Source organism: Actinomadura kijaniata NBRC 14229 (assembly GCF_001552175.1).
Lineage (GTDB): Bacteria > Actinomycetota > Actinomycetes > Streptosporangiales > Streptosporangiaceae > Spirillospora > Spirillospora kijaniata.
The window spans coordinates 24,574-37,748 of the sequence record NZ_BCQR01000010.1; the positions used below are offsets into that span (position 1 = coordinate 24,574).

Below are 13,175 nucleotides of genomic sequence, written 5' to 3' on the forward strand. Positions count from 1 at the left end.
GTCAGGAGGCCTCCTTTCCTTCTCCGGTTCCCGGAACCGCGCCGCGGTAGTCGTTCCATGCCCAGGTGAGGGTGCGGCGGGCCATCACCGACAGGGCGTGCTTGCGGTAGTCGGCGGTGCCGCGCACGTCGTCGATCGGCGAGGCGGCCTCCTTGACCAGTTCGGCGAACCGCTGCGCCGCCGAGACCGACAGCGGGCCCCGGTTCTCCCAGTCCAGCTCGGCGCTGAGGAAGTCCTCGGCGGCCGTGGCGCGGCGCGGGGTGGGGGCGGCCGACCCGACGCCCGTCCCGACCCGCCGGGTCTCGGGGTTCAGCGCGATGGCGAACGAGCACACCGCGATGACCATGGCGTTCCGGGTCCCGATCTTGGAGAAGTACTGCGGGCCGGGCGCTGGATCGGTCCAGAAGGCGCGGATCAGCTCGTCCGGCTCCAGGGCGTTGCGCTTGACGCCGGTGTAGAACTCGGTCGCCGGGATCATGCGGGTGCCGCGCGCGGCGGACTCGACCTCGATCACCGCGTCCCCGGCGACCAGCGGCGGGTGGCTGTCCCCGGCGGGCGAGGCCGCGCCGAGGTTGCCGCCGACGGTGCCCCGGTTGCGGATCTGCGGGGAGCCCACGGTGCGGGACGCCTGGGCCAGGCCCGGCAGCCGGTCCCCCAGCTCCTCGATCAGCCGGACGTAGGGCACGCCCGCGCCGATCCGGAGGCGGCCGTCGACGCCGTCCCACTCGGTCAGCTCCCGGACGGGGTTCAGGTCCAGCAGCGCCGGCGGGCGGTGCACGTCGAAGTTCATCTCGACCATGACGTCGGTGCCGCCCTGAATCGGCACGGCGTCGGGATGCTCCGCCTTGGCGGCCAGAGCGTCCTCCCAGGTCAGCGGGCGCAGGAAGTCCATGTCTACAGAATCCCTCAGATCCAGGCGTTCGGAACTTGCGGGGCGTCGTCGTTGAGGACGGCGCCCTCGATGAGGCCGTAGGGGCGGTCGGCCGCGAAGAAGACCTCGTTGTCGTTGTCCATTCCGAACGGCGACAGGTCCACCACGAAGTGATGCTTGTTCGGCATGGCCATGCGGACCTCGACGATCTCGCGGCGCTCGTTCAGGACGCGGCGTCCCATCTGGTAGAGGGTCTGCTGGAGCGACAGCGAGTGGGTCTCGGCGAACGCCTCCAGCAGGCACCGGCGCGCGTCCCGGTAGGAGCGGCCCCAGCCGGAGTCGGTGCCCCGGTGCCGCCACCGCGCGGTGACCTCGGTGGCGAGGATGCGGTCGTGGGTGGGGGCGAGGGTGGTGTACTCGTCCTCGATGTAGCCGTAGAACTCACTGCCCGTGGAATTGAGCACGACGAGGTTCTTCAGGCCCGACACCACCGACTCGTCGCCGTCGCTGCCGTCGCTGTGGACCAGCGCCGTCCGCACCTCGGTGCCGCCCCGCACGAACGAGTGCTGCTTGTCGCGCAGCCCCAGGTGAGGGGCGTCCTCGACCGGGATGCGCTCCCAGGAGTACTCCTCGACCTCCACCCGGGCGTGGTGGATGGTCGGCTGGGAGTCCACGAAGTGCCGCGCCAGCAGCAGCGCGAACTCCTCGATCTCGCCGATGCCGTACTTCTTCGCGAACGCGAACACCGTGTTCTTCTGGGTGTCGGTCGGCAGCACCGCCGCGTTGTCTCCGGTCAGATGGACCTCGTCCATGTCGCCGGACAGCGAGACGCTGACGTTGCAGTCCTTGATGCGGTGCACCCCGCCGTCCTTGGTGACGCGCACGACGCGCGTCTCCGCCTTCCCGTAGCGGTTGGGGCCGAGAACGATGGCCATCTGGTCTTAGCTCCCTCGGTAGGTCGAGTAGGCGAACGGGCTGAGCAGCAGCGGCACGTGGTAGTGCTGCGCCGGGTCGGTGATGGTGAACGCGACGGCGACCTCGGGGTAGAAGTCCGAGAGCCCCCCGGTGTCGAAGGTCAGCCGGTAGGTCCCCGCGCCGGCCTCGGCCCCGCCCCACTCCCTGATCCGCCCGTCGGCGTCGGTCCTGGCCTCGGCCAGCGGTGTCCAGGCCGTGCCGTCGCGGCGTTCCAGCCGGACCGGCAGGCCCTCGGCGGGCCGGCCGCGCGCGGCGTCCAGCACATGGGTGGACAGGGACATCAGGCGTTCTCCTCGCTGAGAAGCTTGCTCAGCCGGATCTCGACGATCTTGGCGAGCTCGGTGCGGACGACGGCGCGTTCGGTGTCGGGGTCGTGGGTGAGGCGTTCGCGCAGGGAGGCGAGCATCCGGTCGGCGGACAGGCCGGTCGCGCAGATCAGGAACACGTGGCCGAAGCGCTCCTCGTAGGCGACATTGCCCTCGTACAGGGCCTGGCGGGTGGCGTCGGCGGCGGCGTCCATGCCGGACTGCTCGCCGCGCGACCACCGCGCCTCGCGGTCACCGCCCCCCACGCGGTCGCCGATCCGGGGGTGGGCCGCCAGGGCCTTGTCGATCTCGGTCCAGTCCAGCGCCGCCAGGTGCCGCGCCGCGGCGGCCCGCAGACCGGCCAGGTCGTCGTAGGGCCGGTCCGCGGCGACCGCGGCCGCCCAGACGCCGGAGGCGCAGCAGGTGAGCAGCTCGGCCTCCGCCTCGGACGCGGGGAGCGCGTTGAGCCGTTCGAGGGTCACCGCCACCTTCGCCTCCTGGTCTCTCGGTGAGTGGGGTGCTTGCAGTACACACACCGTTCCCCGGACCGGTCGAGAGACAGGAAGTCCGAACTGTGGACTGCTCGGCGCGCCCGATTTCGTGCGTTGCTCCAAGTACCCCTGGTGTTAACCTCCCCGGTCATGAGGCTGAGTGCGCTGCTGACCATGCCGGAGCTGCGGCTGGAGGCCGTCACCGGCCACGACGAGCTCGACCGGGTGATCCGCTGGGTGGTCACCACCGACCTGCTGGATCCGAGCCGCTATCTGTCCGGCGGGGAGCTGGTGCTGACCGGGCTCGTCTGGCGCCGGGACCCCTCCGACTCGGAGGTGTTCGTGCGGGCGCTCGCCAAGGCCGGGGTGGCGGGGCTGGCGGCGTGGGACCTGCACGCCGGCAACATCCCCGACGACCTGGTGGAGGCGTGCCGGCGGCACCGGATGCCGCTGCTGCGGGTGCCGGAGGAGGTGGCGTTCGCGACGGTCACCGAGACGGTGGTCCGCCACCTGTCCACGGCCCGCGCCGGCGACCTGGCGGCGGTGCTGGACCGGCACCGCCAGCTGGTCGAGGGGCTGACCGAGGGCGCGGGCCTGGATCCGGTCCTGGAGCTGGTCGGCCGCGACCTGGGCATGCGCTGCTGGGTGATCACCTCGACGGGCCGGGTGGTGGCGGGCTCCCACGACCTGCCCGCCGGCGTGGATCCGGCGTCCCTGGCCCGGGTCTTCCTGACCACGCCCCGGCTGCCGCACCGCCTGGCGGGCCCCGACGTCTCGCTGTTCCCGGTGGCGCCCGACACCACCTCCCGGGTGGCCGACTGGATGATCGCCTGTGAGGGCGACTGGGAGGAGTGGTCCGCCGAACGCCGCGCGCTGACGGCCGAGCTGGCGGCGATCGTGGCGCTGGAGCGGGCCCGGCTGGACGACCGGCTGAGCGTCGAGGGCCGGCTGGCGCAGGAGCTGATCCGTCTGATCGTCCAGGCCGCGGGGACCGACGAGATCCTGCCACGCCTGGAGCTGACGGGGCTGGACGTGCGGGCGACGTTCGTGGCGGTCGCCGCGGCGGCCCGGGGCGGCACCCTGCGCCCCGGCGAGCTGCGCACGCTGCTGCGCGAGATCCTGCCGGTCCGCCCCGTGGTCGGGCTGCTGGACGACGAGGCGATCGCCCTGCTGCCGGTGGACCGCGACCACGACATGGCGGGCGGCATCCACCAGACCCTCCAGTCCCTGAGCCCGGGCCTGTCCGACAGCGGCCTGGCGGTGGGCGTCAGCGACATCGTGGAGGCGGGCGAGCTGCGCGGCGCGGTCGAGGAGGCCCGCTACGCCCGCCGCCTGGCCGAGGGCCGGACCGACCCGGTCTGCGTGGTGGGCCACGACGAGCTGGCGACGCACGTCCTGCTGCTGGCCAGCGTCCCCGACGACGTCCGGCACATGTTCCGGGTGCGCCTGCTGGACCCGCTGCGCACCTACGACGAGGTCCACAAGGCGGACCTGATCAGGACGCTGGAGACGTTCCTCCAGAACAGCGGCTCCTGGACCCGCTGCGCCGAGCAGCTGCACCTGCACGTGAACTCGGTCCGCTACCGCATCCAGCGCATCGAGGAACTGACCGGCCGCAACCTGTCCCGCCTGGAGGACCGGGTGGACTTCTTCCTGGCCCTGCGCCTCGGGTGACGCCTGGTCAGCGTTCCCGCGCGAACCGGGCGACGGCGTCGCCCGGCAGCCGCCCGCCCCGGTTCTCCACCTTGGGTGACCCGTCACCGCGAAAAGATCGACAACCGGGACATGGAACGTTCCGATCACTACAGTGACCCGCACTGTCGATCTTCCCCCTAGGAGAGCCATGCGTGCTCTTGTACTGCTCGCCGCGACCGTGGGCGCGACCGCGCTGACGGGCGTTCCGGCCGCCCAGGCCGCGAGCTGGACCAACCAGAGCGGTGCCGCCTACCAGACCTGCACGGCCGGGCGGACCCACAACGGGGTCACCTACACCACCTGCATCCAGCACAACGCCGGCTTCGCCAAGGTGCGGGTCGTGGTGAAGGTGGCGACCACCGCCAGGCGGGGCGTGAAGGCCAGCCCCTACCTGCGGGTGCCCGGACGGTCCAACAACATCAGCGCCCCCAGCTGCTCGGCCACGCTGGCCGGCGGTGCGAAGAAGCAGTGCTCCACCGCGTGGCTGAACGCCAACCGCATCGTCCAGAACGGCAACGCCGCCGTGTGGATCTCCGGCAGCCGCCGCCCCGACATGGTCGTCCGGGGCATGAACCTGGACGCCAAAAAGCAGGAGAACTCCGTCAAGTACTGCGGGCCCGCGACCGTCCAGGCGGCGCTGCTGACCATGAAGGGCTCGGCCCCGTCCCAGGACACCCTGGCCAACAGCGACAACCTGCAGACCAACCGGTACGGCTTCACCTGGCCGTACCGGCTGGACGACGCCCTGAACCGGTACAAGCCGTCCTCGGTGGGCCGGTACGCGCTGTACGACATCGCCCCGGTCGGGCAGTCGTCGGAGATCGCCTTCCGCCTCATCCACCAGTCGATCAGCGCCGGCCAGCCGGTGGTCTACCTGGTGGACCCGTCCAAGCTGCCGTGGTCGAGCAACCCGACCGGCACCAGCGTGCGGCACTACATCCTGCTGCACGGCTACGCCGCGCAGAAGACCACCACCGACACCAACCTCAACGGCGGCCAGATCGTGCACCGGTTCTCGGCCTGGGACCCGGCCCGCGGCACCTCGCACACCATCACCGTGCCGCAGCTGATCCGCGCCTCCACCACCTCCCAGTACATCGACGACAACCTGGTGTTCGCCGCGCGGAAGTGACCGCGCGGAAACGACCCTCGGGGCGGGCCGGAAGGCCCCGCCCGCCCCGAACGGCCTGGCACTGTCACAGGCGGCTGGCATCATGCCCCGCCATGGACTGGAACACCGCCCTCAAGCAGACCCTCGCGCGGCACGGGACCCGTTCGGACGATCCTCCGGAAGGGGACTTCCGGCAGATCGGCACCCTGCACGTGCGCGGGGGCCGGGTCACGTTAGGGGCTCTCGGCGAGGACGATCACCCCGCCTTCCCGCTGCCCGACGGTCCGGCGCGGGTGTTCGCCGTCTACGAGGACGGCGGACGGGACGCACCGTGCCACCGGATCGTCACGGCGGTGGCGGTGGTCCCGGAGCACCTCGCCCCCGGCGAGATCGTCGCCGCCCCGGCGAGCGAGGCCGACGCCGCCGGTCCGGCGCCGGGCGTCGCGGTCCTGTTCACGCGGCGACCGCGAGCGGAGGCCGACGTCGTCGGGGCGATGGCGGCGGCGCTGAACTCCACCGTGGACCGCCACCGCGACGCCGCGCTGGCCGCCCTGGCGGCCCAGGAGGGCGACCCGGTGCTGGTGCTGGCCCCGTACGGGGAGGCGAACGTCTTCCTCCTGCCGACCAGCGCCGCGAACGCGACCGGCGTCCTGGTCGGCGACGGCGCCTACCTGATCTGGTCGGGCCTCGCCCCCGCCCGGCCACCGGCCTGACGGGGCCTCATTCCGCACCCTCGGATCGCCAGGGGCGCGCCGAAGCCGGGCGGCGACCGCGCGGGGCGTCGCGGTGAAGCGCCCTTTCTTCAGTGTCACGCTGCAGAACGTCACCGGGGGCGCGGTCCATCTGCGCGGCACGCGGGTGACCGGGCTGAGGTGCGGCCCGCCCCTGCGGGGGACCCGCGTCCAGAGCGGCGGAGGGGTCGACCCGCTGATGCCGCGCGCCGCTCGTCTTCCCCCGGATCCCGGAGCGCCGACTCTCCCGCGAGGGCAACGACGGGATCGACGAGAAGTCCGCCCGGCCCTTCAGCCATTCCCTTCCCCGGGAGGGGGGAGACCGATGGTGGCCGCACGGCGCGATCCGCCCAGGGCTGCGCGCCGCGCCCGTCACCAGGGCACCGGTCCGGCGTCCTCGAAGAAGCTTCCGGTCGGGCCGTCGTCGGGCAGGGTGGCGAGCCGGATCCCGATCGCCGCGCCCTGCTCGGGGGTGCGGACGCCGCGGAAGCCGTTGAGATCGGTCGCGCAGAAGCCGGGGCAGCCGGCGTTGATCAGGATTCCGGTGCCGTGCAGCTCCTTGGCGTACTGGACGGTGACGGCGTTGAGGAACGTCTTCGACGTCGTGTAGGCGGCGGAGATCGGGCCGGTCTCGGCCCCGGGGGTGGTCTGCCGGGTGAGCGAGCCGACACTGCTGGACATGTTGACGATCCGCGGCGACGCCGAGCGGCGCAGCAGCGGCAGCAGGGCGTTGGTGACGCGGATGACGCCGATCACGTTGGTCTCCACGACGGCCCGCACGGTGCCGGGGTCGACCCGGGTGGGCTCCTGCGGGACGCCGCCGGTGATGGCGGCGTTGTTGACGAGCACGTCGAGCCGGCCCGCGCGCTCCTCGATCAGCCTGGCCGCGGCGGCCACGCTCGCGTCGTCGGTCACGTCGAGCGGCACGCCGAACACGTCCGCCCCGGCCGCGCGCAGCTTCGCCACCGCGGTCTCCCGGCGCCGCTCGTCCCGGGCGCCGAGGCCGACGCTCCAGCCGAGCCCGCCCAGCCCGGCGGCGATCTCGTATCCGATTCCCTTGTTCGCGCCGGTGACCAGCGCGATCCTCTGTTCGCTCATGCCCACGATCCTGTCCGCCCGCCCGGCGCGACCTCCAACACCGTCTGGGTGGGCCGTGATACCCGCCGGGTATCGTGAGCCCGTGGAGACCCGGGAGCTGCGCTACTTCGTCGCCGTCGCCGAGGAGCTGCATTTCGGACGCGCGGCGCAGCGGCTCGGGATGGCCCAGCCGCCGCTGTCGCGGGCGATCCAGCGGCTCGAAAGGCGGCTCGGGGTGACGCTGTTCGACCGCACCAACCGCACCATCGCGCTGACCGAGGCCGGAACGGTGCTGCTGCGCGAGGGGCGGGCGGCCCTCGACGCCGTCGCCGCCGCCGAGCGCCGCACCCGCCGCGCCGTGTCGGGCCGCCCGGGCCTGGTCCTGGTCACCAAGGCCGGAGCCACCGGCGAACTGCTGTCGAAGCTGCTCGACGCCTACGCCGCCGAACCCGGCGCGGCGACCGTCGACGTGCTGCTGTGCCAGCCCGGTGAGCAGGAACGGCTGCTGCGCGACGGACGGGCCGACGTGGCGCTGCTGCACCGGCCGTTCGACTCCACGAGCGGGCTCGACGCCGAGGAGCTGTACACGGAAGGACAGGTGGCGGTGCTGCCGGCGGCGCACCCCCTCACGAACCGGCCGCACCTGCGCACGGCCGACGTCGCCGCGTTGCCCGGCCTTCCGCTGCCGCGCTGGCCGGGCCCCGGCGGCACGTACCCGCCCGGTCCCGGCCCCGAGGTCCGGGACCACGCGCAGTTGCTGCAGCTCATCGCGCTCGGCCGGGCCTCGGCGATCCTGCCGGACTCGTGCCTGCCCCACCTGGACCCGAGGCTGGCCGCCGTGCCGGTGCTGGACGCGGCACCCGTGACGACGGTCATCGCCTGGCCTCCCCACAGCCGCTCCCTGCCCCTGGCCGCCCTGATCCGGATCGCCCTCCGCCTGGGGTCCGAGCACGGGTCGGCCGCCCTCGTCCAGGGTGGCTGAGATCGTTCGAGGCGTTCAACGACGGCGATGACCGACCGAGAACGGCGGCGGTCCCGCCGTCGGCGGTGCAACGGCCCCGACGTCCTGATCGGCGCGGTGCTCACCATCGGCAACCCGGTCGGCGCCGCTTCGAGGGGTCAGTCCCCGTAGCCGAGCCCGGCCAGACGTTCCGCCATGGTCCGGGCATCCTGCTCCAACCGGTCGAGGGAGACGAGTTCCCGGCCGTTGTTGCGCATCGAGGCGAACACCGCGAGGGCCGCTCCCTGGCGCACCATCACCCCTTGCTGCCGCTGGGTGTTCGGATCTCCGGGCTCGCGGGTCCGCATGGCTCCGCGGAACGCCTCGCTGCCGAAGTCCAGCCGGGTGAACTCGTCCAGCCCGTCGTCCCCGCAGCCGGTGGCGGCGCTGCGCAGCGTCCGCATGGCGGCCTTGGCCTGGCCGGTGTCCGCGAACACGATCACGGTCTCGGACCGCGACGTGCTGGTCATCTCGTTGCCCTGTTCGCTGTTCCCGTCATAGGAGAGCACGATGGCCGAACGGATTTCCGGCCGGCTGTCGTCGAAGATCCCGTCCAGCCCGACGGTGGGGTTGCAGGAGGGGAAGTCCGAATCGTTCGCCACCGACCGGACCCAGCGGTTCGGGGAGCCGGTGTTGTCGATGGGCCGCACCTGACGCCCGTGGATCAGGTCGGTCAGCACCGGCAGCCGGGGCGACGGCGGCCGGGCCGACGGAGTGGTGAGCACCGGCGGCGGCCCGGCCCTGTCGTCGTTGCCGTTGACGGCGAACGCGGTGCCGCCGAGCACGATGGCCAACGTGGCGGCCGACGCGGCGATCCGGGTGCGGGTGCGGCGACGAGCCCGGCCGAGGATCGCGGCCGCGTCCGGGGCGACCAGGTCGTCGGTGACGGCGCGGCGGAGCTCGCCGAAGGCGGTGTCGAGGTCACGCATGCCAGGTCTCCTCCTTGTCATCCACGGTGGCGTCCAGCAGGGCGGCCAGGCGCTGCCGGCCGCGGGACAGGCGCGCCTTGATCGTTCCTTCGGCGACGCCCTCGACGTCGGCGATCTCGGCGATCGGCCAGCCCCCCATGTGGTGCATGACCAGCGCGCGGCGTTGGGCCTCGGGCAGCCGGGACAGTCCTGCCACCAGCGCCACCGAAGCCTCACCCGGCGGTGCGGCGGGTGCGGCGGCGGGCGGCGGGCCGTGCCTGCTCAGGCTCGCCACCAGACTGCGCGCCTTACGCCAGCGGCTCACCGCGAGCCGGTAGGCGACCCGCGCCACCCAGGCCCGCGGATGGTCGTAGCCTCCGACGCGCCGCCAGCGCGGCCACGCGCGGGTGAACGCCTCCTGGACGATCTCCTGCGCCTCGGCCATGCTGCCGGTGTAGGCGTACATCTCCGCCACGAGTCCCGGGTACATCACCCGGTAGAACTCGGCGAAGGCCGCTTCGTCCGCCACCTGGTCCCCCTTCTCTTCACGCGATACACGCGCGAGGACGGTCAGCGGTTGCAGAAGAAATCGGGGATCCACAAGCGGGCCCTTCGGGGCCGGCCCGCAGCGTCCTCAAGCTCGGCCGGGTTCTCCGGGGACCGGCGCCCGCCGCTTGGGCGCGATTCTTCCCGGGTGACCCCGCTGAGCTGGATGAACGAGTCGCGGGGCCGCGGACTCGGCAGGCGAGATCTACGGCGTGGTCACCTTGGTGAGCACCAGGGACGGCGGCCCGTCCGGATCACCGTGGAACTCCACCGACGCCCGACCGCGCGGGTAGAGCTGAACGCCGCCGATCCTGCCGAGTCCCCCGTCCTCGATCGCCAGGTAGACGAAGTCCCTGGACGAGGAACTGTCGACGAACTCCCACCGGCCGCGGAAGTCAGCGCGGCCGGAGACGATGCCCGTCGACACGCCGGTGGCGGAGAACGTCCCATCGGACCCGAGCCTGACCTCACCGCCGGTCGCCTCGCTGCGGTACACGCCGGGCAGCTCGTCGGCATCGACCGAGCCGACGCACCCCGAGGTGAGTACCGCGCAAGCGGCCAGGACGGCGACGAGCCGCCCTCCGCCCGTCCCCTTGCTCGTCACGGCGCCAGCGTAACGTTCGACCCGACGACCTGGATTTCGGGTGACCTCCCCGGGCCCGCCGACCACGATCTGCGCTACGACGGCCGGCAGGTCAGCCTGATCGGCACCGAGGTCGCGTCGACCGGTCAGGTGTCGGCTGCGCGGGCGAGTGCGGCCGCATGGGCGGTCCGCATTCGCGCTGTGATGGTGGGTCCGTCGGGGGCCGGGTGACGGCGGGCCTGGGGTCCCAGATGGGTTTCGCGGAGTTCGTCCATGAAGGCGTCCCAGGCCGGTGGGCCGCCGGCGGCCAGCACCTCCCCACGGGCGGCGTACTCCTCGGTCACCGCGAGGTGCCGGGTTCCCCAGGCGCCGAGCTGGACGAAGACGGGCACCAGCTGGATCGCCTGCTCGGTCAGGCTGTAGATGACCTTCTGCCTGTGGGTGGGATCGGCGGCCTTGGTGAGCAGCCCGTGCTCGACCAGCAGGGCGAGCCGGTCGGCGAGGATGTTGGAGGAGATCCGCTCGGGACCGGCGAGCAGCTCGCGGAAGTGCCGGGCGCCGCTGAAGATCACATCGCGCAGGACCAGCAGGGTCCAGCGGTCGCCGAAGATTTCCAGCGACAGGTTGATCGGGCATCCGGACCGCACGTCCTTCCGCACCGCACTCACCTCCGAACCGGTTGCGTTCTCGCATCATTGTCTGCGACGGTAGGACCAGTTGCAAAACGAGAGCAGTCTGGGAGGCGCAGATGTCGCTGGGGAACCCGCCCGAGGTGGTGTCACGCGAGGAGTGGCTCGCCGCCCGCAAGGAGCTGCTGGAGAAGGAGAAGGAACTCACCCGGGCGCGTGACCGGGTGAACGCCGAACGCCGCCGGCTGCCGATGGTCCGGATCGACAGGCCGTACACCTTCGAGGGCCCGGAAGGGAAGGTCGGCCTTCTCGACCTGTTCGAAGGTCGGCCGCAACTGGTGATGCACCACCTGATGTGGATCAACGACCTCGACGCCGGGGGAAACGAGCTCCCCCGCGACACCGGCTGCTCCAGTTGCTCCTCTGCCGCCGACGGCATCGGCAACCTGCGGCAGCTGCACGCCCGCAACACCACGCTGGTCGCGGTGACCCGCGCGCCGTACGAGAAGATCGCCGCGTTCCGCGAGCGGATGGGGTGGACCTTCCCCTGGTACTCCTCGTACGGCAGCGACTTCAACCACGACTTCCACGCCACCGTCGACGACCGGGTCGCGCCGGTGCGGATCTGGTACCGCTCCGAGGCCGAACTGGCCGAGGCCGGAATGCCCTGGACGCCGAGCATGCGCGGCGACTGGCCGGGCATCAGCGCCTTCCTCCAGGTGGACGGCGAGGTGTACCACACCTACTCCACCTTTGGCCGCGGCATCGAGGAGTTCCACAACGGCTACCCCTACCTCGACCTCACCGTGCTCGGCCGGCAGGAGCCGTGGGAGGAGCCGAAGGGCCGCGCGGCCCCTCTAGGCCTGCATGTCGGTGGCCCCGCCATGCGTCTGCCCGACGAATACGGCAAGGCTTAGATCATCTGCTCAGTGTCCGTTCATACGGCAGGACGCGAACGGCTGGATCCCGCCCGAAGCCACGCCATCCCCGCCAGAACGGCGATGATCACCCCGCCGACCAGGGCCGTGCGTCCTGGGCCCGTGGTGAAGGCCGCCACCGTCCACGCAGCGAAGGCGGTGATACGGGCGAGCATGGCGGGCAGGTCGCCCGACCACGCGCTCACCGGAGAAAGCATGGCCAGCAGCACGCCCAGGATGGCGGCAAGGACTGTGGTGACCGAGCCGGACCAGTCGTGGCCGGCGGTGACCAGGACGCCGTGCACAAGGAAGAGCGGAACGAACGAGAGCCGCCTCCACCAGGAGCCGAGCGGTGTCCCCTGCCCGGCCCGTCCGGCCAGCCGCCGAATGACCGGTTCGGCGGCGACAAAGGTGATCACGGTCAGCGGGATCGCCCAGGCGAGCGGCAGGACCGGGACCTTCGGCCTGTCGTCGGCGATGGCCGCGAGGACCGAGGACGGCCCGAACGCGATGCCGGCCAGCAGGATCCCCAGCCCCGTGCAGCCCACACATCCATCGGCGGAGCCGGGCTTCCTGCTCGCCGCTTCGCCACGGTCGGTCATCGCCATGCCGACGTCCCTTCAGCCGCCCCCGCACGATCGGTCAGGTCCGGGGGCGCGGCCCTTTCCTCGCGGGCGGCCAGTCTCGCACCACCACGGGCTGCCGGAAGCTGGAATCACCCGCGGGGTTGAAGGGCCTCCCCGATCGCCCGCGCCTCACCGCCCCCCTCCCCGCCCAGCCGGAACGCCGCCGCTTCCCACCTAGGCGGCCGCCGGTCAGCGGACGGAGAACATCTCCCCGGCCGGGCCCGGCGGACGGTCGGTGCTCTCAGGACGCGTCCGGGTCCCAGGCGGCGACCAGGTTCAGCAGGCCGGGGAAGCGGGACTCCAGGTCCTCGGTGCGCACGTGGCTGCGGCGTTCCAGGCCGTACTGGCGCTGCCTGATGATCCCGGCCTCGCGCAGCGCCCGGAAGTGGTGCGTGAGCGAGGACTTGGGACGGTCGAGGCCGAACCAGCCGCAGGGATGGTCGAACTCCTCGCGCTCCAGCAGCAGCGTGCGGACGATGCGCAGGCGCAGCGGGTCGCTCAGCGCGCCGAGCACCTTCTCCAGCCGCAGGTCCTCCGCCGCCGGTTCGGGCAGCGGTGCGGGCAGCCCGGCGGGCGCGGGCAGGTCCCGGAAGGCGGGCACGGTCGTCGGCACGGTGGCTCCTCGTCGCTCGATCCCCTTGTACGAGTTCGATCGTACTTGATGCTATGTTCGTCTGCACTCGTACAGGTTCGACAAAACTCGTACTGGA

General features: G+C 72.2%; 16 protein-coding genes. 5 read left to right on the forward strand and 11 right to left on the reverse strand.

Translation table 11 applies throughout. The features are described 5' to 3' along the window. Position 1: 1 nt before the first annotated feature. Genes AKI01S_RS04195 through uraD form a run of 4 tightly spaced genes read right to left on the reverse strand, consistent with a single transcriptional unit; the run spans position 2 to position 2,639 of the window. Positions 2 to 892, reverse strand: a complete 891-nt coding sequence (locus tag AKI01S_RS04195; protein WP_067812400.1) for an FAD binding domain-containing protein — start codon at positions 890 to 892, stop codon at positions 2 to 4. A 14-nt stretch (positions 893 to 906) separates the two neighbouring features. Beyond that, entirely contained in the window at positions 907 to 1,806 is a 900-nt protein-coding gene (pucL, locus tag AKI01S_RS04200; protein ID WP_067812401.1) for a factor-independent urate hydroxylase, read from the reverse strand. A gap of 6 nt (positions 1,807 to 1,812) precedes the next feature. Continuing rightward, positions 1,813 to 2,127, reverse strand: a complete 315-nt coding sequence (gene uraH, locus AKI01S_RS04205; RefSeq protein ID WP_067812402.1) for a hydroxyisourate hydrolase — start codon at positions 2,125 to 2,127, stop codon at positions 1,813 to 1,815. Beyond that, positions 2,127 to 2,639, reverse strand: a complete 513-nt coding sequence (gene uraD, locus AKI01S_RS04210; protein ID WP_245681466.1) for a 2-oxo-4-hydroxy-4-carboxy-5-ureidoimidazoline decarboxylase — start codon at positions 2,637 to 2,639, stop codon at positions 2,127 to 2,129. The genes uraH and uraD overlap by 1 nt, the downstream gene beginning before the upstream one ends. A 153-nt stretch (positions 2,640 to 2,792) precedes the next feature. Here uraD and AKI01S_RS04215 point away from each other — a divergent pair, with 153 nt between their 5' ends. The 3 genes from AKI01S_RS04215 (at position 2,793) to AKI01S_RS04225 (ending at position 6,161) form a co-directional block, all read left to right on the forward strand. Further along, on the forward strand, positions 2,793 to 4,316 hold the full coding sequence (locus AKI01S_RS04215; protein ID WP_067812403.1) for a PucR family transcriptional regulator: 1,524 nt from the start codon (positions 2,793 to 2,795) through the stop codon (positions 4,314 to 4,316). A 169-nt stretch (positions 4,317 to 4,485) separates the two neighbouring features. Next, positions 4,486 to 5,469: a C39 family peptidase gene (locus AKI01S_RS04220; protein WP_083998873.1), complete on the forward strand. Its 984-nt coding sequence runs from the start codon at positions 4,486 to 4,488 to the stop codon at positions 5,467 to 5,469. Positions 5,470 to 5,561: 92 nt separating this feature from the next. Further along, on the forward strand, positions 5,562 to 6,161 hold the full coding sequence (locus AKI01S_RS04225) for a hypothetical protein (RefSeq protein WP_067812405.1): 600 nt from the start codon (positions 5,562 to 5,564) through the stop codon (positions 6,159 to 6,161). A gap of 390 nt (positions 6,162 to 6,551) precedes the next feature. Here AKI01S_RS04225 and AKI01S_RS04230 read toward each other — a convergent pair whose 3' ends face one another. Then, on the reverse strand, positions 6,552 to 7,277 hold the full coding sequence (locus AKI01S_RS04230; protein WP_067812406.1) for an SDR family oxidoreductase: 726 nt from the start codon (positions 7,275 to 7,277) through the stop codon (positions 6,552 to 6,554). 82 nt (positions 7,278 to 7,359) lie between these two features. Between AKI01S_RS04230 and AKI01S_RS04235 the strand changes: the two genes are divergently transcribed. Then, positions 7,360 to 8,238: a LysR family transcriptional regulator gene (locus AKI01S_RS04235; RefSeq protein WP_067812407.1), complete on the forward strand. Its 879-nt coding sequence runs from the start codon at positions 7,360 to 7,362 to the stop codon at positions 8,236 to 8,238. A gap of 137 nt (positions 8,239 to 8,375) precedes the next feature. On the opposite strand, the gene AKI01S_RS04240 is transcribed toward AKI01S_RS04235, so the two are convergent. The 4 genes from AKI01S_RS04240 to AKI01S_RS04255 all read right to left on the reverse strand — a co-directional run bounded on the left by AKI01S_RS04240 (position 8,376) and on the right by AKI01S_RS04255 (position 10,952). Beyond that, on the reverse strand, positions 8,376 to 9,185 hold the full coding sequence (locus AKI01S_RS04240) for a hypothetical protein (protein ID WP_067812408.1): 810 nt from the start codon (positions 9,183 to 9,185) through the stop codon (positions 8,376 to 8,378). After that, positions 9,178 to 9,693: an RNA polymerase sigma factor gene (locus AKI01S_RS04245; protein ID WP_218009545.1), complete on the reverse strand. Its 516-nt coding sequence runs from the start codon at positions 9,691 to 9,693 to the stop codon at positions 9,178 to 9,180. The genes AKI01S_RS04240 and AKI01S_RS04245 overlap by 8 nt, the downstream gene beginning before the upstream one ends. A 222-nt stretch (positions 9,694 to 9,915) precedes the next feature. Continuing rightward, on the reverse strand, positions 9,916 to 10,314 hold the full coding sequence (locus AKI01S_RS04250; RefSeq protein WP_067812409.1) for a hypothetical protein: 399 nt from the start codon (positions 10,312 to 10,314) through the stop codon (positions 9,916 to 9,918). Positions 10,315 to 10,439: 125 nt separating this feature from the next. Next, positions 10,440 to 10,952 carry a winged helix-turn-helix transcriptional regulator gene (locus AKI01S_RS04255; RefSeq protein WP_067812410.1) on the reverse strand — a complete coding sequence of 171 codons (513 nt, stop codon included), beginning with the start codon at positions 10,950 to 10,952 and terminating at the stop codon, positions 10,440 to 10,442. An 89-nt stretch (positions 10,953 to 11,041) separates the two neighbouring features. Between AKI01S_RS04255 and AKI01S_RS04260 the strand changes: the two genes are divergently transcribed. Further along, entirely contained in the window at positions 11,042 to 11,839 is a 798-nt protein-coding gene (locus AKI01S_RS04260) for a DUF899 domain-containing protein (protein ID WP_067812411.1), read from the forward strand. Positions 11,840 to 11,859: 20 nt separating this feature from the next. Here the strand turns inward: AKI01S_RS04260 and AKI01S_RS04265 are convergent, their stop codons facing one another. Together AKI01S_RS04265 and AKI01S_RS04270 are read right to left on the reverse strand one after the other, a co-directional pair. Beyond that, on the reverse strand, positions 11,860 to 12,447 hold the full coding sequence (locus AKI01S_RS04265) for a hypothetical protein (RefSeq protein ID WP_067812412.1): 588 nt from the start codon (positions 12,445 to 12,447) through the stop codon (positions 11,860 to 11,862). A gap of 259 nt (positions 12,448 to 12,706) precedes the next feature. Continuing rightward, on the reverse strand, positions 12,707 to 13,078 hold the full coding sequence (locus AKI01S_RS04270; protein WP_067812413.1) for an ArsR/SmtB family transcription factor: 372 nt from the start codon (positions 13,076 to 13,078) through the stop codon (positions 12,707 to 12,709). Between the last annotated feature and the right edge of the window lie 97 nt (positions 13,079 to 13,175).

Coding starts and splice junctions, on each gene's coding strand:
- uraH (WP_067812402.1), bottom strand. CDS start 2,127: ATGTCCCTGTCCACCCATGTGCTGGACGCCGCGCGCGGCCGGCCCGCC.
- AKI01S_RS04265 (WP_067812412.1), bottom strand. CDS start 12,447: ATGGCGATGACCGACCGTGGCGAAGCGGCGAGCAGGAAGCCCGGCTCC.
- AKI01S_RS04195 (WP_067812400.1), bottom strand. CDS start 892: ATGGACTTCCTGCGCCCGCTGACCTGGGAGGACGCTCTGGCCGCCAAG.
- pucL (WP_067812401.1), bottom strand. CDS start 1,806: ATGGCCATCGTTCTCGGCCCCAACCGCTACGGGAAGGCGGAGACGCGC.
- AKI01S_RS04215 (WP_067812403.1), top strand. CDS start 2,793: ATGAGGCTGAGTGCGCTGCTGACCATGCCGGAGCTGCGGCTGGAGGCC.
- AKI01S_RS04225 (WP_067812405.1), top strand. CDS start 5,562: ATGGACTGGAACACCGCCCTCAAGCAGACCCTCGCGCGGCACGGGACC.
- AKI01S_RS04240 (WP_067812408.1), bottom strand. CDS start 9,185: ATGCGTGACCTCGACACCGCCTTCGGCGAGCTCCGCCGCGCCGTCACC.
- AKI01S_RS04230 (WP_067812406.1), bottom strand. CDS start 7,277: ATGAGCGAACAGAGGATCGCGCTGGTCACCGGCGCGAACAAGGGAATC.
- AKI01S_RS04220 (WP_083998873.1), top strand. CDS start 4,486: ATGCGTGCTCTTGTACTGCTCGCCGCGACCGTGGGCGCGACCGCGCTG.
- AKI01S_RS04260 (WP_067812411.1), top strand. CDS start 11,042: ATGTCGCTGGGGAACCCGCCCGAGGTGGTGTCACGCGAGGAGTGGCTC.